This is a genomic window from Taklimakanibacter albus (genome assembly GCF_016595235.1).
Classification (GTDB): domain Bacteria; phylum Pseudomonadota; class Alphaproteobacteria; order Rhizobiales; family Aestuariivirgaceae; genus Taklimakanibacter; species Taklimakanibacter albus.
In genome coordinates this window covers 75,410-94,249 of the sequence record NZ_JAENHL010000003.1, presented here as the reverse complement: position 1 = coordinate 94,249, position 18,840 = coordinate 75,410, and the positions used below count along the sequence as shown (strand labels likewise).

Annotated in this window: 14 protein-coding genes; 7 read left to right on the top strand and 7 right to left on the bottom strand. The window is 62.7% G+C overall.

The annotated features are described in order from the left end of the window. The first annotated feature begins 18 nt into the window (after positions 1-18). The 3 genes from JHL16_RS00465 to JHL16_RS00455 are packed head-to-tail and all read left to right on the top strand — an operon-like array spanning position 19 to position 2,199. A complete protein-coding gene (locus JHL16_RS00465) occupies positions 19-1,416 on the top strand; it encodes a multicopper oxidase family protein (RefSeq protein WP_200182940.1) in 1,398 nt (465 codons plus the stop codon). Positions 1,417-1,431: 15 nt separating this feature from the next. Continuing rightward, complete coding sequence (locus JHL16_RS00460) at positions 1,432-1,896, top strand: cupredoxin domain-containing protein (RefSeq protein WP_420884505.1); 465 nt, start codon at positions 1,432-1,434, stop codon at positions 1,894-1,896. An 18-nt stretch (positions 1,897-1,914) separates the two neighbouring features. After that, positions 1,915-2,199: a copper-binding protein gene (locus tag JHL16_RS00455; RefSeq protein ID WP_200182939.1), complete on the top strand. Its 285-nt coding sequence runs from the start codon at positions 1,915-1,917 to the stop codon at positions 2,197-2,199. 132 nt (positions 2,200-2,331) lie between these two features. On the opposite strand, the gene JHL16_RS00450 is transcribed toward JHL16_RS00455, so the two are convergent. Further along, on the bottom strand, positions 2,332-4,365 hold the full coding sequence (locus JHL16_RS00450) for a putative bifunctional diguanylate cyclase/phosphodiesterase (RefSeq protein ID WP_200182938.1): 2,034 nt from the start codon (positions 4,363-4,365) through the stop codon (positions 2,332-2,334). 146 nt (positions 4,366-4,511) lie between these two features. Then, positions 4,512-6,098, bottom strand: coding sequence for a gamma-glutamyltransferase (ggt, locus tag JHL16_RS00445; protein WP_200182937.1), 1,587 nt, complete (start codon positions 6,096-6,098; stop codon positions 4,512-4,514). A gap of 168 nt (positions 6,099-6,266) precedes the next feature. Here ggt and JHL16_RS00440 point away from each other — a divergent pair, with 168 nt between their 5' ends. Beyond that, complete coding sequence (locus tag JHL16_RS00440) at positions 6,267-7,946, top strand: formate--tetrahydrofolate ligase (protein WP_200182936.1); 1,680 nt, start codon at positions 6,267-6,269, stop codon at positions 7,944-7,946. A gap of 194 nt (positions 7,947-8,140) precedes the next feature. Here JHL16_RS00440 and JHL16_RS00435 read toward each other — a convergent pair whose 3' ends face one another. The 3 genes from JHL16_RS00435 to JHL16_RS00425 form a co-directional block, all read right to left on the bottom strand. Continuing rightward, positions 8,141-8,944, bottom strand: a complete 804-nt coding sequence (locus JHL16_RS00435) for a hypothetical protein (protein ID WP_200182935.1) — start codon at positions 8,942-8,944, stop codon at positions 8,141-8,143. 198 nt (positions 8,945-9,142) lie between these two features. Beyond that, a complete protein-coding gene (locus JHL16_RS00430) occupies positions 9,143-12,373 on the bottom strand; it encodes a glycosyltransferase (RefSeq protein WP_200182934.1) in 3,231 nt (1,076 codons plus the stop codon). A 34-nt stretch (positions 12,374-12,407) separates the two neighbouring features. Continuing rightward, positions 12,408-13,325 (bottom strand): LysR family transcriptional regulator, encoded by a 918-nt coding sequence (locus JHL16_RS00425; RefSeq protein WP_200182933.1) that lies wholly within the window; start codon positions 13,323-13,325, stop codon positions 12,408-12,410. Positions 13,326-13,482: 157 nt separating this feature from the next. On the opposite strand from JHL16_RS00425, the gene JHL16_RS00420 reads away from it, so the two are divergent. Continuing rightward, positions 13,483-14,493, top strand: coding sequence for a zinc-binding alcohol dehydrogenase family protein (locus tag JHL16_RS00420; protein ID WP_200182932.1), 1,011 nt, complete (start codon positions 13,483-13,485; stop codon positions 14,491-14,493). Positions 14,494-14,539: 46 nt separating this feature from the next. Here JHL16_RS00420 and JHL16_RS00415 read toward each other — a convergent pair whose 3' ends face one another. Further along, a complete protein-coding gene (locus tag JHL16_RS00415) occupies positions 14,540-14,956 on the bottom strand; it encodes a hypothetical protein (RefSeq protein ID WP_200182931.1) in 417 nt (138 codons plus the stop codon). A 335-nt stretch (positions 14,957-15,291) separates the two neighbouring features. Next, a complete protein-coding gene (locus tag JHL16_RS00410) occupies positions 15,292-16,527 on the bottom strand; it encodes an FAD-dependent monooxygenase (RefSeq protein WP_200182930.1) in 1,236 nt (411 codons plus the stop codon). Positions 16,528-16,746: 219 nt separating this feature from the next. On the opposite strand from JHL16_RS00410, the gene JHL16_RS00405 reads away from it, so the two are divergent. Both JHL16_RS00405 and JHL16_RS00400 read left to right on the top strand, forming a co-directional pair. Further along, positions 16,747-17,085: a P-II family nitrogen regulator gene (locus tag JHL16_RS00405; RefSeq protein WP_200182929.1), complete on the top strand. Its 339-nt coding sequence runs from the start codon at positions 16,747-16,749 to the stop codon at positions 17,083-17,085. 37 nt (positions 17,086-17,122) lie between these two features. Further along, positions 17,123-18,649, top strand: coding sequence for an ammonium transporter (locus tag JHL16_RS00400; RefSeq protein WP_200182928.1), 1,527 nt, complete (start codon positions 17,123-17,125; stop codon positions 18,647-18,649). The last annotated feature ends 191 nt before the right edge of the window (positions 18,650-18,840 follow it).

The following is an 18,840-nucleotide window of genomic DNA, read 5'->3' as shown; positions in this document are numbered from 1 at the left end:
TCAAGGAAAGGTGATCTCATGACTTTCTCCCGACGGACATTCCTCGGCACATCCGGCGCCGCGGCGCTGATCAGTGCCGGCGCGGTCTCCGGCCGCGCGCAGGCGGCCGCAATCCCCGAAGCGCCGACGACAGACACGCCAGCGACGCAACCGCCGCTGGTGCCGACGAGCGGGCCGGACTACCAGCCGGTCGTCACGCTGAACGGGTGGACCTTGCCCTGGCGGATGAATGGCGACTGGAAGGAATTCCATCTCGTCGCCGAGCCGGTGACGCGCGAGCTCGCACCCGGCATGGTCGCCAATCTCTGGGGCTATAACGGCCAGTCGCCCGGCCCGACGATCGAGGCGGTCGAAGGCGACAAGGTCCGCATTTTCGTGACCAACAAGCTGCCCGAGCACACGTCGATCCATTGGCATGGTCAGCTGCTTCCCAACGGCATGGACGGCGTCGGCGGGCTGACCCAGCCGCATATCAAAACGGGCCAGACCTTTGTCTATGAGTATCAGCTGCAGAAGAGCGGGACCTTAATGTATCACCCGCATGCCGACGAGATGGTTCAGATGGCCATGGGCATGATGGGCTTCTTCGTCGTGCATCCCAAGGACCCGGCCTTCCGCCGTGTCGATCGCGACTTCGTATTCCTGATGTCGGCCTACGATATCGAGCCTGGCGCCTATGTGCCCAAGGTCGCCGAAATGACCGACTTCAATCTGTGGACCTGGAACAGCCGGGTATTCCCCGGCATCGAGCCGCTCATCTGCGCGAAGAACGACAAGGTGCGGGTCCGGTTCGGCAACCTCACCATGACCAACCACCCCATTCACATGCATGGTTATGACTTCAAGGTGTCCTGCACCGATGGTGGTTGGGTTCCCGAAAACGCGGCATGGCCGGAGGTCACGATCGACTGCGCCGTCGGCCAGATGCGCGCCTTCGATTTCCTGGCAGACAAGGAAGGCGACTGGGCCATCCACTGCCACAAGTCGCACCACACGATGAACGCCATGGGTCATGACATCAGGACATTCATCGGCGTCGACAAGAAGGCGTTCGCCAAGAAGATGAAGCGGCTGGCGCCCGACTACATGCCGATGGGCTCCGCCGGCATGGCCGATATGGGCGAAATGGAAATGCCCCTTCCCGACAATACGCTGCCGATGATGACCGGCTTCGGCCAGTTCGGACCGGTCGAGATGGGGGGAATGTTCTCGGTCGTCAAGGTCAGACAGGGTCTGGCCGCCAACGACTACAAGGATCCGGGCTGGTTCAATCACCCGGAGGGGACGGTCGCCTATGAATGGAAAGGCGAGTCCAAGAATGTCGAGCGGGCCCAGCCGCCCGTGATCGACAAAGCCACGACGGTGGAGCTCCAGGTGAAGAAGCCTGGGCCCGGATCGCAACACAAGAATCACTAGACAAGGGAATGTGCCGTGAAGACGAGATTTATTCTTGCCCTGCTCTTGCCGTTGACCATGCCGGTCGCGGCGTTTGCCGATGCCGGCCATGATGAGGACCGCGCCTATGGCGAGCCGGGCGACCCCAAGAAGCCCGCCCGGACTGTCCTCATCACCATGAAGGAAGGCGAGCAGAAGATGCAGTTCCTTCCGAGCGAGGTGAAGATCCGCAAAGGCGAGCAGATCAAGTTTGTCATCCGCAACAACGGATTGCTCGACCACGAGATCGTCATCGCGACACTCGAGGAAAACCTCAAACATGCCGAGGAGATGGCGAAAAATCCAGATATGGAGCACGACGATCCGAACGCCAGGCGTCTCGAACCCAAGAAGTCCGGTGAGATCGTCTGGAAGTTCACCAAGGCCGGCGAGTTCGACTTTTCATGCTTGCTCCCAGGTCACCGCGAGGCCGGCATGTTCGGCAAAATTGTTGTCCGCTAAACTGTGAAAGGAATATCCATGCGTAGAATGATCATCACTGCCGCCGCATTTCTCTCGATGTCGCTGTCCGCTTTGGCGGAGCCGGCGCCGGTCGAGGGACAGGTGACAAAAATCAACGAGGCTCAGCAGAAAATCACGCTGAAGCACGGCGCCATCAAGAATCTGGACATGGACGCGATGACCATGGTCTTCGCCGTCGCCGATCCTGCCATGCTGAAATCCGTCAAGGTCGGCGACAAGGTGACGTTCGAAGCGGACCGCGTGAACGGCCGCATCACGGTGACGAAGATCGCGAAGAAGTAGACAGGACTATGGAAGAGACGATGTCTCTCCTACTTTCCCCCTCTCCCGTCCGCAGGATGCAATGAGATTCACACATCCTTCTCCTTCCCCGCGCCCTGCGCGGGGAAGGAGGAAATGCGGGAACGGATGAGCTTAGTTCCGTCCTTGCCGGAACTGCGCGTTGAGCGCGTCGATCGCCAGGCGCAGGCGCGACATGTCGGGCTCGTCATCATTCTCGATATAAGGCGGCGGCTCGGATGTCCGGGCTTTGGGCGCCTCACGTGGCGCCGGCGACGGAACCTCGCGGGCTTCGTCTGGCTCGGCGTCCTTGGTTTCGATCTTCTCCGCCTCGGCGGCGGGCGCAGGCGGGCTATCGACGGCCGGCGCTTCCGCCACCGTTCCGTCCTCGGCCGACCAGGGAATGTCGAGCGAGGCCCTGCCGAACAGATTGCCCTGCAGATAATCGGCGCCCCATTGGCGCAGGAATTCGGCGTCTTCCGGCGTCTCGACCCATTCGGCGACCGTCTTGATCTCGAACTGCTTCGCCATGTCGATCAAGGAACGGACGAAATACTGGTTGTCCGGATTTTCGGTCAGATTGGCGCAGAATGATCCGTCGAGCTTCAGGATGTCGACATTGAGCGCCTTGAGATTGCGGAACGAGGTGTAACCGGCGCCGAAATCGTCGATGGCGACGCGGCAGCCGAGATCGCGCAAGGTGCGGGTGAAGCGCACCGTCTCGTCGAGATCGCCGAGCGCCACCGTTTCGGTGATCTCGACGGTGAGCCTCGGCGTCACCTCGCGATGGGCTTTGAGGATCTCGGTCAACTGGCTGAACCAGCGCGGGTCAGTGGCGGTGATGCCGGAAACGTTGAAGGTGAGATTGGCGCTCGGATAGGTGAGCAGCGTCGAGACGGTGAGCTGCGCCACCGTGCGGTCGATGAGGCGAACGAGGCCGAGCTTCTCGGCGATCGGGATCAGATGCGCCGCCGCGATCATGTCGCCGCGCGCATCGGCCATGCGCAGCAGCGCCTCATGCATCACCACATTCGTGCTGGCGGCCTCGACGATCGGCTGGAAGGCGAGCTTGAAGCGGTCTTCCTTGAGGCAGGCGACGATCTCATGGGCGGCACGCGCATTGATGCTGCGCTCTGAAATGAGCTTCTGCGACGGCTTGTAGACGACGAAACCGTCGGAGGGCATGCGCTTGGCTTCGGTCAGCGCCTCCTCGGCGCGCGCCATCGCGGTATTGGCGTCGGCGGCATGACCGGGCAGGATGATGGCGCCGATCGACAGCATGGCCCAGACCGGGCCGTGCTCGGTCTCGATGACGCTGTCGCGCGCCACCTGCAGGAAACGCTCGGCCGCATGCCCGAGCTCGCGCTCATCGCAATTATTGAGGATGATGGCGAACTTGCTGCCCGAATAACGTGCGATCGGATCGCCGGCGCGCACCACGTTCTTGAGCCGGCGCCCCACCGCGATGATGACTTCGTCCGCCACCTCGAAGCCATAGGCGTCGTTCACAACGGCGAGATTGTTGATGCCGGCGATGACGAAGGCACGGGAAACACCTTCGCGATCCGCCGCGATGATCCCCTCCTCCAGCGCTTCCGCCATGCGGCCGCGATTCATCATGCCGGTGAGCGGGTCGCAATTGCCGAGGAAATTCAGATGCTGGTCGCGCGAATGACGGTCGTCGATGCGCCGGACGATGCCGAAGGCTTCCGCCGGCCGCCCGTCGGCGCCCGCATACCAGCGCCCGGTGTCTTCGAGCCAATACGATGTCTTGCCGTTCTTGCCATCGGGCCGGAACAGATATTCGATCTGATAGGGGATGCCCTCGCCTTCGTCCTTGTAGACGGTGCGCATCACCGCGTCATAACGGGTGGTGAAATTGTCGACGTCGAGCAGCGCCGCGAAGGATCGCCCGGTGGTGAGCCGGGGCGCCGGGCAATGCAGGATCTCCGGCGCATTGGCGCTCCAGAAGATCTCGTCCGATTCGATGACCCAGTGATAGGCGGCCTCGCCGACCGCCAGCACCGCCTTGCGCACCCGCTCCAGCTCTTCGGCGCTGATGACGCGGGCGAGCGATTCGACCGGGCCCTGGCTGCGCTCGGCGAAGCTGCGCTCATCCGCTTGTCTGTGCGGTTCTGCAGCGGACGGTCTGGGTGATGATTCGCTCAAGCAGCCTCCGGGTGAGACCCAAACATACTCTGAGGCCGGCAAAATGCCAGCCATCCTTACCCTGCCAAACTAACGGCCAATTGGTAAACAACTGAAAAATATGATGGTTGCGTCAAGATCGAAACGCTCCACTTTTCCTGATCGCGCTAAAGCCCTAGCGCCAGGCCATCCTTGCGGAAGTCCGACCCGCCGGCGAGCACGCCTTGCGCGCGATCGAAAAGTATGGCCTGCCCGCCGCCGAACGGGTCCGCTGCCGCCACGACATCGTGGCCCAGCGCCGCAAGTCCTTTATGCACGGCCTCGTCCACGCCGGCTTCGACCTCGACGCGGCCTTCTTCGGGGAAAGCCCGCGCGAAATCGAGCGCTTCCTGGACATCGAGACCATAGACATAGCGGTTGAGCATGACGCCGACATGGCCCATCGGCTGGAACGCGCCGCCCATGACGCCGAAGGACATATCGACTTGCCCCTGGGCGCGCACCATCGCCGGTATGATCGTGTGCAGCGGCCTTTTGCCGGGCCCGATGCAATTGGGGTGGCCGATCTCGGTGACGAAATTGGCGCCGCGATTTTGCAGCGCGATACCGCTCTTGGGCGTCACGATGCCGGAGCCGAAAGCCCAGTAGATCGAATTGATGAAGGAGACGGCCATACCGTCACGGTCTACGACGGTGAGATAGACCGTATCGGAGCCCGGCATCGGGATCTTGTTCTCCGGATTGACGACCGCGCGCTTCATGTCGATCAGCGCCGCGAGATCCGTCGCGGTCTTGTCGCTCAAGAGCTCCTCGGGCGTTACCGTCATGGCGGCGCGCTCGGCGATATGACGGTTGCGCAGGACCCAGGCGAGCTTCATCGCCTCGATCTGCAGATGGTAGCGCTCGATGCTGCTCACGCCATACTTCGCCATATCGAACTGCTTGAGGATGTTGAGGGCGATGAGCGCGGTAAGGCCCGATCCGTTGGGTGGAATCTCCAGAAGCTCGACACCGGCGAAGCTGGTCGAGATCGGCTCGACCCAGCTCGCTTTGGTCTCAGCGAGATCATCAAGCGTCAGAAGGCCGCCCCGCGCTTTGAGGGTCGCGACGATTTCCTCCCCGACCTCGCCGGCATAGAAGCCATCGCGGCCTTTCGCGGCGATGAGCTTGAGCGTGCGCGCCAGAGCCGGATAACGCATCACTTCGCCTTGGCGCGGCGCCCGTCCGTCGACGAGATAATGAAGGCGCGCGCCTTCATCTGCCGCGAGGTCGGCCACCTCCTGCGCCCAGTCAGAGGCGACGCGCGGTGTGGTCGGCACGCCCTCCTCGGCGAGCTTGATCGCCGGCTTCAGCGCCTCCTGCAGATCCATCGTGCCGTGCCGCGCGAGAAGTGCCGCCCACGCATCGATGGCGCCCGGCACCGTCACCGCATGCACGCTTCTGGGCTCGATGCTCGTGAGTCGCGCCGATTTGAGCCAGTCCGCATCGGCGCGACGGCCGGCGCGGCCCGAACCATTGATGCCCTCTATCGTGCCATCACGCTTTCCGATCAGCGCGAAGCAGTCGCCGCCGATGCCGGTCATGTGCGGTTCGGTGATGCAAAGTACCGCCGATGCGGCGATCGCGGCATCGGCCGCATTGCCGCCATTTCTCAATATTTCCAAGGCGAAAAGCGTCGCAAGGGGTGATGATGTTGCGGCCATGCCTTGCGTGCCATAAGCGACGGAGCGGCCGGGGATTTGAAAGTTGCGCATGGTTTCCGTTTAGCGTGGGACCGCGCCCTGATCTACTCCCCCACGGTAGCAGGCGGCCAGAGTGTCGCAATCCGCTTAAGGATGCCGTTTCGCGCTCGCCTTGCCAAAATGGCGTGGCTATTGTTCGCTCCTCTTTCGCATATTGCAGAGTGGGAGGAAGTCACCGTCATGGCCACCGTCAAGAGCGACATCGAGATCGCCCGGGAAGCGAAAATGAAGCCGATCCTCGAGATCGGCAAGAAGCTCGGCATTCCCACCGAAGATCTGATCCCCTACGGCCACACCAAGGCCAAGCTGTCCCTCGACTTCATCTCCGGCCTTTCCAAGAAGAAAGACGGCAAGCTCATCCTCGTCACCGCCATTAACCCGACGCCCGCCGGCGAAGGCAAGACGACGACGACGGTCGGCCTGGGCGACGGCCTCAACCGCATCGGCAAGAAAACGATGATCTGCCTGCGCGAGCCTTCGCTCGGCCCCTGCTTCGGCATGAAGGGTGGTGCGGCCGGCGGCGGTTATGCCCAGATCGTGCCGATGGAAGACATCAATCTCCATTTCACCGGCGACTTCCACGCCATCACGTCGGCGCATAACCTGCTCTCGGCGATGATCGACAACCACATCTATTGGGGCAACGAGCTCGGCCTCGACACCCGCCGCATTTCCTGGCGCCGCGTGATGGACATGAACGACCGTGCGCTGCGCGATATCGTCTGCTCGCTGGGCGGTGTCGCCAACGGCTTCCCGCGTGAAGCGGGCTTCGACATCACCGTCGCGTCCGAGATCATGGCGATCCTCTGTCTCGCGACCTCGATCGAGGATCTCGAGCGCCGCATCGGCCAGATCGTCATCGGCCATAAGCGCGACAAGGGTCAGGTGCTCGCCAAGGACATCAAAGCGGCCGGCGCCATGACCGTGCTGCTGAAGGACGCGCTGCTGCCCAATCTGGTGCAGACGCTCGAGAACAACCCGGCTTTCGTGCATGGCGGCCCCTTCGCCAATATCGCGCATGGCTGCAACTCGGCGATGGCGACCAAGGCGGGGCTCAAGCTCGCCGATTATGTCGTCACCGAAGCGGGCTTCGGCGCCGATCTCGGTGCCGAGAAATTCTTCGACATCAAATGCCGCAAGGCCGGCCTGCATCCGGATGTGACGGTGATCGTCGCCACGGTGCGCGCGCTCAAGATGCATGGCGGCGTCGGCAAGGACGATCTCAAGAAAGAGAATGTCGAGGCGGTGAAGAAGGGCCTCGCCAATCTCGGCCGTCATATCGAGAATGTGAAGAAGTTCGGCGTGCCCATCGCGGTGGCGGTCAATCACTTCGTCACCGACACCGATGCGGAAGTGAAAGCGATCACCGATTTCTGCCACGAGCATGGCGTCGAAGGCTTCAAATGCACGCATTGGGCGGACGGCGGCAAGGGCACCGAGGCACTGGCCAAGCATGTGGCGGCGCTCGCCGACAAGGGTTCGAGCCAGTTCCATCCGATCTATGACGATGCGATGCCCTTGTGGGACAAGGTCAAGACGATCGCGCGCGAAATCTATCGCGCCGACGACATCGTCGCCGACAAATCGGTGCGCGACCAGTTCAAGGCCTATGAGGCGCAGGGCTACGGCAAATTCCCGATCTGCATGGCCAAGACGCAATATTCCTTCTCGACCGATCCGAATCTCAAGGGCGCGCCGACCAACCACGTCGTGCCGATCCGCGAGGTGCGGCTGTCGGCGGGCGCCGAGTTCATCGTCGTCATCTGCGGTGACATCATGACCATGCCGGGCCTGCCCAAGGTGCCGTCGGCCGAAACGATCGGCCTCGACGCCAAGGGCCAGATCGCCGGGCTGTTCTAGAGCTTGATCCGGAAAAATGCGAAGCGCTTGTCCGGAAAAAGCTTGCGCGAACAAATATACAAAGCGTGACGGCGACTCCTTCTTGAGCCATCACGCTTTGAGCGCCATGGCGGGAAGCCGCTGATCAACATCACCTAAAACGAAATGGCCGCCCAGAGGGCGGCCATACTTTTATCGGAACGGCTGTCGCGCGATCAGCCAGGGAAAGTGCCGGTGAACGGCGGGCTGGTCGTCGGCGGGGGCTGCGTATTGGTTCCCGTGCCGGTATTGTTGGCCTTCGATTTGTTCTTGGCTTCCTTGAAGCCGACGAAGTCCAGGATACGGTTGTCCGGATCGTCCTCGCGATGACGCCGGATCAGGCTCTTCTCGCCGCCACCGAAGTAGAAGCTGAGACCACCGGTGACATTGAAGTAGTCGTCTTCGCCGATCTTTCCGCCGAAGGAGACGGTCATCGAGTCGGCGAACTGATATTCGAGGCCGGCGCGCGCGAATTCCTGATCGCCGATGATGCTGGCGCCAATCGACAATTCGAGGTCGTCGGTCGGATAGAAGGCCGCATCGACGATGGCAAAGCCGTCGCCGCCGCCTGAATCGCCGTCGGCATCCACATCGAGATAGCCGCCCCAACCTTTAAGGGTGACCTGGCCCAGATAGAGTTCGGCCTCAGGACCGATGGCCCAGAGATTCGTGTCACCGGCGTCGAAATAGCCGCCGGTCAGGCCGATGAGATAGGAGTCGGGGTCGCGGGCGAACAAATGGCCGGCGCCGCCATACGTCGTATGATCGAGCTCGTCGATGATGCCGATATCGGCCTGGAAGCCGAAATCGCAGCCGAGCGGGATACTGAGCGAACCGAGGCCGCTGACCAGGGCGTCGCCCTTGGAGTCGTTGTTCTCGGAATACCCGCCGATGGCTTCGACTTTTCCGTTGATGCCGGACACGGCACAAAGTGGCTCATTCACCACATCAGCGGCCTGCGCCCCAGGTATCTGGCTCATTAAAGCAATAGCCAGCCCCGAGCTGGCGCTCATCAATGACGTCTTGAGTGACATAACGTTCCCCGACAGGCAGTTTTCTGCAGCTGATAAGGCTATCGGAAGATGGGTTTCATTCCTAGCCACATTTACGCAGAGTTCATTGCCCCGGTGAAAAAATTGCCCCGCGTTGCATTTTGATCACACTTAGGTACCTTAACCCTAGGTTAGATCATATCCATCCGGGATCAATGAAAGGCATTTGTCCGCCAGAGCCAGAAAGACCGTGTCACTGGTCGTGGTGAAATTTGTCAGAGCCGCCTCGAAAAGCTCGGAATAGGCCCGGGCTTTATCCTCCTCCAGCATGGGAAATACGGCCAGGGTTTCCAGCCCGAGCTTGGTCCAATTGTTGACGGGGTCGGCCTCGCCGCGCCGCCGCAGAAGGGCCGCCTGCTTGGCGATATGGGCATTCAATGCCTGGGCGAATCTTCCTTTGGCCGTCAGATTGGCCCCGTGCATGCGGTAATCGACCAGGACATCGGGAAGATTTGCCAGCTTGAACTGCTCATCCAGACGCAACCACAGGTCGAAATCGCTGGAAGTCCTGAACTGCACCCTGAGTCCGCCACAGCGCTCGAAGGCGGCCTTTCTGATCATCGCGGCCGGATTGCCGATCGGGCCGGCGGTCGCGTTCACCAGCGCCGCATGGCAGGCTTCCGGGGTGAGCGGATAGGTTGCTCTGGTGCCCGTGAGCTTTCCTTGTCGGTCAATACACCGCATGGTGCCGCCGACCGCGGCGACGTCTTCGTGCTTTTCCAGGAAGGCGACCTGCAGCGCCAGCCGCTCGGGCAATGCCACGTCATCATGATCGACCCGGGCCAACAGCGCAAAACGCGCCGCCGCGGCCCCGGCATTGAAGGCGGCCGCTTCGCCACCATTGCGCTGGTGGATGACGCGAATGCGCTTGTCGGCCGTGGCGTAGCTGTCGGCGATGGCACCGGTCGTGTCGGTCGAGCCGTCATTCACCACGATCAGCTCGAACTGGCTGTGCGTCTGCAGGAGAATGCTTTCGATCGCCTGGCCCAGAAACGCCGCGCCATTATAGACCGGAATGATGACGGAGACATTCGTCCCTGCCGTCCTGGACAAGATAGCCGGCGCACGCTGCGCGCCAGCCGCCACCCCGCTTCGGCTGAAAACGATGAGATTCTGCTGATAGTGGCTGTCGGCGCGCGGGTCATGCGCCAGCGCCGGGCGCAGGCAATCGATGGGCTTGTATCCGCGCCGCGCAAACAACGCCGTCCATGACGCTCTGATCCGATTGTAGTCGATCGCATCGTCACCCGGCGGGCGTGCGAAGGTGAACACGACAACCGGGGCCATGGCGGTGAGACGCCCCACACAGTGCTCGGCTGCCACGACCGTTGAAATATCGCCCGGCTCGAAGCAACAGACGAGAGAACGCGACGGATCCGGCATCTCGGGTGGCGATACGATGCCGTGCCGCGCGAATTCGCGCAGCCAGATATCCGCCCCACGCCCCAGGCAGGTCACCGTGTCGAAGGCAAATTTCCCGAGCAGCACCGGCACCGCTGTTTCGGCGACGAAACGTAAGCGCGCTTCGCCGAGATCATAAGGCTCGTCATCCCGGAAGTCGTCCAGACGAACCGGATCGAGCTCCTGCCCCTCTCCTCCCGCGGCGAGCTCTTTGCGGATGGCGGCAAAGATGCGATCGGCCGTTTGCTGCCCCAGGCGTTCGCGGAAATGCTGCTGCATCTCCGTCGTGTCCCAGCCGATCTCGCCGAAGCCGATGAGATAGTTGCGGATACGGTCTTCCCATCGGTTGGGATAGGTCTGTCCCATCGGCCGTCCGAAACGGTGCACCCAGCGCAGCGCCGGCAGGCACAGCACGCGGTGACCGGCCCGGCGGAATCTCTCCTGGATATAACCTTCCTCGCCACCGAAGCCGCGGAAGGCCGGATTGAAACCCGGCCAGGCCGCGCGCCGGCACGCGAAGATGCCGAGGCCCTGGAACGTGATCTCGAAGGGCTGACCATCGGACTCCGCACCGGCGGGATTCTTGTACCAGTAGCCGAACATCCCCTCCCGCCAGCCTTCCAGCCAGTGCGTGCTGATCGTCGCGAGATCATCGTAGATCAACGGCCCCTGGATCAGGTCGCCGCTCTCCGGCACGCTGCGGAAATAATCGATGAGCTTCCTGAGGCTCGCCGGCGCGAACAGGACATGGCAATCCATGCACAGGACGAATTCGCCCCCCGCCTCGCTGAAGACGCGGTCGCGCACCGCGGTTCCGGTGACATCGGCGGCCGGAATGTAGCGCAGATTCGGGATATGCTTCTCGAGATCCTTGAGCGCCGCCGCACAGGGACCATCCGGATGATTGTCGATGATCAGAAACTCGACCTCATCGACGATCTCGGGATGATAGAGGCGGATCGCCTGGAGACTGAAATAGACGCCGTCATAATCGTCATAGGTCGCCATTCCGATGGTGAGAAAGGGCGAGAACCGTCGCGTGCTGCGTTCCGGAACGGGGTATTTGCGCGCCGCCGTCGAGGCCGGACGCCCGATACCTGAAACGAAGCGGTCGAAATCGACAGGCGACAGCCTCTCGTCGATGACGAGCTTGACGAGCCGGTCGAGCAGGCCGTTGATCTGGTCGTAATGCGAGTAGGTGAGCGCGATGGCGGGAATGCTGCGCGCCATCTGGATGGTCCAGTAGTCGGCTTCACCGCCGGCCGGCGAGGTCAGCTGTGCCTTGAGGAGCCGCGCCGCGGCGACGGTTTCGAGCTTTTCGAGACGCGGCTGCGCGTCGCGCGCGAAATGGGGAAATATCATCATCCGGCAGGCAAGCGCATCCCCGTCGGCACGCCAGGCTTCCCTGACGCCGACATGAATACGCTCGGCGGTGCGCGCCATGGGTGCTGAGGCGAAATCGGTGAGCGCGATGAGATGATCTGCATCACCGGCGGCGAAAGCGAGCGGTGCCGGGTAGCCCGAAACTGTTCCCAGAGCGTCGGTGATGGCGACCTGGTCGTCACCGATGAGCGCAAAGCCCGTCTCGATGAACCAGGCGGCCAGCGATGATTTTCCCGACGCCTCAGGACCGGCAATGAGCACCGCGCCATCGGCCCAGCCGACCGCCGCGGCGCGCAGCACCGGCACCTGGGCCTTGCGGGCAAACGTCCCGGCAAGGCGGGCCAGCAGGCGCTCGAGCAAGGCGCCGCGCTTCAAGCCGTCTTCTTCTTCCGGTCCGTGACCGCCTTGCAACGCGTAGCTGCGATCGCTCGCCATGCTGACGATGATCCGCTCATCGACGCCGGCCTGCGGGACATCGCTCTTCAAGCTTGCGAGGATGCCATCGCTGAGCAGATGTTCGGGCAGCTCTATTGCAACCGTGTGGTGTCCCAACCGGACGACGACTTCACTCATCTACGCTTCAGCCCTTCGCATGCCCGGCCGGATGCTATGGCATGACGCTGTGCCCGTCGAGGGGCAGACGGTCAGCCAACGCCGTGTCTATGCATTCGATGAGCATGCGCACGCGGCGCGGCTGCACGCGGCTGGGCGGGAAGACGATCTGCAGGGCGGTGCTGCCGGCGGCGTATTCCTGGAGCAGCTCGACCAGCGCGCCCGTTGCAAGATCCTCGTCGATGTCGCGGATCGACTTCAGCGCGATGCCGTGGCCTTGCTTGCACCATTGCCGAACGAGCCCGCCATCATTGGCGATGCGCCGGCCTTGGACCGAGACCCGCTCCAGGCGACCAGCGATGAGGAAAGGCCAGCGGCGGTCGATATTCTGGCCGAAGCGCATGAGGATGCAGTCATGCTGCGCGAGGTCGCGGGGATGGCGCGGCGCACCATGCCTGACCAGATAGCCGGGCGCCGCGCATACGATGCGCCGGTTTTCGCCGAGTGGTATCGAGCGCAGGCTGCTGTCGGCGAGCACGCCATGCCTGATTGCGAAATCCAGGCCCTGGCCGACGAGATCGACATAGCCATCCGTCAGGTTGAGATCGACCGTCACGGCGGGGTGCTCGGCGAGGAAGGCGTCGATGACCGGCACGATGCGGCGGCGGCCGAGATCTTCGGGTGCGCTGAGGCGGATCGGGCCGGATATCCGTTCGGCGCCGTGCTTGACCAGGCTGTCCAGATCCTCCGCCTCGGCCAGCAGCCGGCGCGCGCCCTCCACCAGGAGCCGCCCTTCATCCGTGAGACTGATCGCGCGTGTGGTTCGCTTCAGAAGCGTCGCTCCATAGCGGCGCTCCAGTGCCGCCAGGCGTTCCGAGACGGTGGCCGGCGACAGCCCGATTTCCCGCCCGGCGGCGGCGAGCCCGCCTTTTTCGACAATGCGCAGGAAAAGCGCGAGATTATCGAGAAGCATTCTTCGTATTTTCCGAATTATGATTTCGGAATTTAGCGAATTTTACAGCCGGATCGCAATATCTATACACCAGTCATATAACCTGGAGCGCTTCCTTGTCGCCAAAGTCGAGCAACTTTGGCCGGAAGCGCTCTAGTCGCCGCATCAGGAGAGTCACATGAAAGCCGTGGGTTTCACCCGTTACCTGCCGATCACCGATCCCGCCTCCCTGCTCGACATCGAGCTACCGAGGCCGGAGGCGACGGGCCATGATATTCTGGTCGCGGTGAAGGCCGTGGCGGTCAATCCGGTCGACACCAAAGTGCGCGCGCCCAAGGACAAGGTGGAGGCGAGCCCGCGCGTGATCGGTTATGACGCCGCCGGCATCGTCGCCGCGGTCGGTGCGGATGTCACGCTGTTCAAGGTCGGCGACGAAGTCTACTACGCCGGCGATATTACCCGGCCCGGCACCAACCAGGAATTCCATCTCGTCGACGAGCGCATCGTCGGACGCAAGCCCAAGTCACTGTCCTTCGCCGAAGCAGCAGCCCTGCCGCTCACCACCATCACCGCTTACGAATCGTTCTTCGACCGCTTGCGCATCGATCGCAACGGCGCCGACGCCGGCAAGTCGATCCTGATCATCGGCGGCGCCGGCGGCGTGGGTTCGATCGGCATACAGCTCGCCAAACGTGCCGGTCTCCTGGTGATCACTACAGCGTCACGGCCGGAAACGATTGCCTGGGTCAAGGAGCTCGGCGCCGATCATGTCGTGAATCACCGCGAGCCGCTGGCCCAGCAAGTGAAGGCGCTCGGCCACCAGCAGGTCGACTATGTCGCCATCTTCAACGACATGCGGCATTGGCCGGACGCCGTGGAGCTGATCCGTCCGCAAGGTGCCATCGTGACGATCGACGACACCCATCACCCGATGCCGATGGACAAGATGAAGACCAAGGCGGCGAGCCTGCATTGGGAACTCATGTTCACGCGCGCCATGTTCAAGACGCCGGACATGATCGAGCAGCACAGGCTGCTTTCCTTGGTAGCCGATGAGATCGATGCCGGGCGCCTGCGCAGCACGCTCGCGCATGTGCTTGCGCCGATCAATGCGTCGAATATGCGCGAAGCGCACCGTCTCGTCGAAACCGGCGCGGCCAAAGGCAAGGTCGTCATCGAAGGATTCTGACGCGCCGATGGCTGTCGATCGAATCGATCAGCCTCGAGGCCAGATTTCAGCGGCCGCAGGCGCGCCGAAAGTCGGCTGTTGCACGCGAAACTACGGAGATCATTTTGCGTGCCTGCCTGCGATCGCGCGCCGTTGCCATTGTGCATTGGGGATTTCGCTGAATCCATGAACTGGCCTTGCGAAGTGTAGCGACCAGAGGCCGGCCGGCACGGCAAATCTCTTTGACCCTGGCGTTCTCAAAACGATAGAGGTTGGTGTTGAGCTGATTCATCAGCGAGCTGAATTGGCGCCACTGGGCGGCGGTGCATTGGCTGGCTGCCGATGCCGGAGAAAGCGAAGCGGTTGCAAGGATGGCGACCACAACCAATGGCGTGAGTCGTAGGCAAAACCTCATGGCATCCCCTGTCGTCGAAACGTTGCTCAATATCGTCGACGATTCCCACAGCGGCGATGCCGAGGTCAAGACCTAAGGGGCTCCTTTCGCACGAAAAGCGCCAAGATGTTGCATTTTTACAATGCATCCGGCTTTCACCGCTATCAGATTCACACATCTTGCGAGGCGGCTCGGAGTTACCTCGCCCCGCGTAGCGGGGAGAGGGAGGGGCCCATTGCGAAGCAATGGGAGGGTGAGGGGCGCCCGATCTCTTGGTGCAAAAATGACCACCGGATCTATCGAGAAGGCTGCAGTGATTAGAAAGAAGGGTAACAGGGATGCCCCTCACCTTCCCAACGCTGGCGCGTTGGGCCCCTCCCTCTCCCCGCTGAAGCGGGACGAGGGAAAGACACGTCCTCTTAAAGTCAGACCGCCTCGCCCTGCAACAGCTTGGGCAGACGTCCCGTCTCGCCCGCCGCTTCGCGCATGAAGAAACCTTTGAGCGCGCCGAGGCTGCCGGCGGCGCGCAGGCCCATGCCGCGAATGGCCCGGAGCGCGGTGTTGTCGTTGGAGAACAGCCGCGTCAGCCCGTCGGTCGCCACCGCGGTCATCGCCGTGTCGAAGCGGCGCCAGCGCGCATAGGTTTCGAGCACCGCGTCCGAGCCCGGATCGAGCCCGAGCTTCACCGCTTCGGCGACGCTTTCGGCGAGTGCCGCCACATCGCGCAGGCCCAGATTGAATCCGAGGCCCGCGATCGGATGGATGACATGCGCCGCATCGCCGATGAGCGCCAGCCTTTCAGCCGTAAAGGACTGGGCGATCTGCATCGACAGCGGATAGGCATGGCGGGGGCCGGCGATGCTGATCTCGCCGAGATGACCGCCGAAGCGGCGCGACAATTCGGCAAGGAAGCCGGCATCGTCGAGCGCCATGATGCGCTGCGCCTCGCCGCTGCGCTCGGTCCAGACCAGCGAGCTGCGATTCTGCGGCAAAGGCAGGATGGCGAAGGGGCCGGAAGGCAGGAAATGTTCCTCGGCGCGGCCGTGATGCGGCCGCTCATGGGCGACGGTGGTGACGATGCCGGTCTGGTCGTAAGCCCAGCCATAGGTCGCGATCCCCGCCGCCTTGCGGGCCGGCGACGCGCGACCATCGGCGGCGACGAGCAGCGACGCCTTGGCGTCTTCGCCCGTCTCCGTCGTGACACGGGCAAGACCTGGTCCGAATGTGTAGGATGCGATGCGCGTGCCGGTCTTGAGCCGCACATGGGGCGATGCGAGCGCCGCGTCGAGCAGCGCGCCATAGAGATGGCGGTTCTCGACCATGAAGGCGGAAGCGGCCCCGCCATGATCCTCTTCGCCGAAATGCAGCAGCGCCGGACGGGTCTCGGCGCCGAGCTTGGCGTCGGTGACGATGATGTCGCGCATCGGCTCGGCATGGAGTGCGATCGCCTCCCATACTCCCAGCGCCTCGAGCATGCGCCGCGACGAGGCGGTGATGGCCGAGGCGCGGCCATCGAACGTGTCGCGCGAGAATTTGGTCGGATCAGCCTGATCGAGGATCAGAATGTCGAGCGGCGTGCGCGCTTTGGGCCCCGCCAGAGCCACGGCGGCCGCCAGCCCATTGAGGGCGGCGCCGGCGATGAGGATATCCGCTTTGTCCATGCCGACCAGAAGCCACTGTGGGGCCGGATCGTCAAGTCATCGGTCTCTGCATAATTTTTGATCTTTCGACAGACTCTGCACGATTATTCATCATCGCCTGTTGACTGACTCCTGGTCATCTCAAAAAATATGCAGTTCTATCAAATAGATAGATGATTTCCAGAATCTGGCACGGAACTTGTTTTGTCTGCTGCGCCGCAACATCAGGGAGATGGGCGCATGAAGTACATAATTGCCGTCGTCAAACCACATAAGCTCGACGAGGTCCGTGAGGCCTTGGCCTCGATCGGCATACAGGGGATTACCGTCACCGAAGTCAAAGGCCATGGCCGCCAGGGCGGCCATACCGAGTTCTATCGCGGCGCCGAATATGCCGTGACCTTCGTTCCCAAGGTGAAGATCGAGATCGCCGTCGATACGGCGCTCAGCGCCCGCGTCGTCGAGACCATCCGCAAGGCCGGTGAAACCGGCCAGATCGGCGACGGCAAGATCTTCGTGCTCCCGCTCGAGGAAGCGGTGCGCATCCGGACCGGCGAGGTCGGCACCGATGCGCTGTGAGGCTCAAGGGGAGGATTTTCAAATGAAGGATACTGCAATGACATTTCGTGCGTTCACACGGCGCCGGCTTTTGCCCGGCGCTTTGGGTCTGGCCTTGGCCGGCCTCCTGCCCGCCGGCTCGGCGTTTGCCGCCGCGACCGTCAACAAGGGCGACACGACCTGGATGCTGATCGCCACCATCCTGGTGATCCTGATGACCATACCGGGCCTCGCCCTCTTCTATGGCGGCCTGGTGCGCGCCAAGAACGTGCTGTCGGTGTTGACCCAGGTCTTCATCTGCTTCTCGCTCATCGGCATTCTCTGGGTGCTCTACGGCTATTCGATCGCCTTCACCGGCGGCACCGCCTTCTTCGGCGGCTTGTCGAAATTCTTTCTCGCCGGCGTCGACGTCTCGACGCTCGCCGCGACCTTCTCCAAGGAAGTCTATGTGCCGGAGCTCACCTATGTGATGTTCCAGCTCACTTTCGCGGCGATCACCCCTGCCCTCATCGTCGGCGCCTTCGCCGAGCGCATGAAGTTCAAGGCGGTGCTCTTGTTCCTCGTCCTGTGGTTCACCTTCGCCTATCTGCCGATGGCGCATATGGTGTGGTTCTGGGCCGGCCCCGATGCCTACACGCTGTCCGCCGACAATCTCGATGCGGTGAAAGCCGCGGTCGGTGAGCAGGCGGCGACCGATTTCCTCGCCAAGCTGGCCGCCGCCGCGGATGATGCGGCCAAGGCCACGGTCCTCGCCGACTACGGCAATGCGGTCAACGCCTCCAATGGCTGGCTCTTCAACTGGGGCGCGCTCGATTTCGCCGGCGGCACCGTCGTCCACATCAATGCCGGCGTCGCCGGTCTCGTCTGCGCCCTCGTGCTCGGCAAGCGCGTCGGTTACGGCAAGGACGCCATGGCGCCGCACAGCCTCACCTTGACCTTGATCGGCGCTTCGCTGCTCTGGGTCGGCTGGTATGGCTTCAACGCCGGCTCCAATCTCGAAGCCAACGGCCTGACCGCGCTGGTCGTCCTCAACACGACCATCGCCACCGGCGCCGCGGCGCTGGCCTGGACCTTCGGTGAATGGGTGACGCGCGGCCATCCGAGCTTGCTCGGCGCCGCATCGGGCGCGGTGGCGGGTCTCGTCGCCATCACGCCGGCCTGCGGCTGGGTAGGGCCGGCGGCGGCCATCCTCATCGGCCTCATCGCCGGTCTCGTGTGCCTGTGGGCCGTCGTCTGGATGAAGGCGAGGTTCGGCTATGATGATTCGCTCGATGTCTTCGGCGTCCACGGCGTCGGCGGCATTATCGGCGCGCTCCTCACCGGCATCTTCGTCAATCCGGCGCTGGGCGGCTCGGGTGTCACCGATTACCTCGCCCCCGACACCTCCACCAAACTCCTCGACTACGCCTTCGGCACCCAGATGACGGCGCAGATCGTCGCCGTGCTGACCGCCGTCGTGGTGTCGGGCGTGGTGAGTTATCTGGCGCTGCTGATCTGCAAGGCGGTCACCGGCCTCAGGGTCTCGGAAGCCGAGGAGCGCGAGGGCCTCGACATCGCGTCGCATGGCGAGCGCGCCTATAACTGACCTGGTAGGGCCAGCAGAAAAGCGTGGAGCGGGGCCGAAAAAGCCCCGCTTTTTTCATGCGCGGGATGCGAAAAAGTGGATGCCGGTTTTTCGCGCCAATCCCGCGCAAATTCATAAGACTTAACCCCACTTTAACCACGTCCCGCCAGACTCCGCGTTAACTATTCTTATCACGCAAGACGGGGTTCCCC

Bases quoted from the DNA above. Each gene is read 5' to 3' on its own strand.
- JHL16_RS00435 (WP_200182935.1), bottom strand. From the start codon at position 8,944: ATGAGCCAGATACCTGGGGCGCAGGCCGCTGATGTGGTGAATGAGCCA.
- JHL16_RS00410 (WP_200182930.1), bottom strand. From the start codon at position 16,527: ATGGACAAAGCGGATATCCTCATCGCCGGCGCCGCCCTCAATGGGCTG.
- ggt (WP_200182937.1), bottom strand. From the start codon at position 6,098: ATGCGCAACTTTCAAATCCCCGGCCGCTCCGTCGCTTATGGCACGCAA.
- JHL16_RS00430 (WP_200182934.1), bottom strand. From the start codon at position 12,373: ATGAGTGAAGTCGTCGTCCGGTTGGGACACCACACGGTTGCAATAGAG.
- JHL16_RS00400 (WP_200182928.1), top strand. From the start codon at position 17,123: ATGACATTTCGTGCGTTCACACGGCGCCGGCTTTTGCCCGGCGCTTTG.
- JHL16_RS00455 (WP_200182939.1), top strand. From the start codon at position 1,915: ATGCGTAGAATGATCATCACTGCCGCCGCATTTCTCTCGATGTCGCTG.
- JHL16_RS00425 (WP_200182933.1), bottom strand. From the start codon at position 13,325: ATGCTTCTCGATAATCTCGCGCTTTTCCTGCGCATTGTCGAAAAAGGC.
- JHL16_RS00405 (WP_200182929.1), top strand. From the start codon at position 16,747: ATGAAGTACATAATTGCCGTCGTCAAACCACATAAGCTCGACGAGGTC.
- JHL16_RS00440 (WP_200182936.1), top strand. From the start codon at position 6,267: ATGGCCACCGTCAAGAGCGACATCGAGATCGCCCGGGAAGCGAAAATG.
- JHL16_RS00420 (WP_200182932.1), top strand. From the start codon at position 13,483: ATGAAAGCCGTGGGTTTCACCCGTTACCTGCCGATCACCGATCCCGCC.
- JHL16_RS00465 (WP_200182940.1), top strand. From the start codon at position 19: ATGACTTTCTCCCGACGGACATTCCTCGGCACATCCGGCGCCGCGGCG.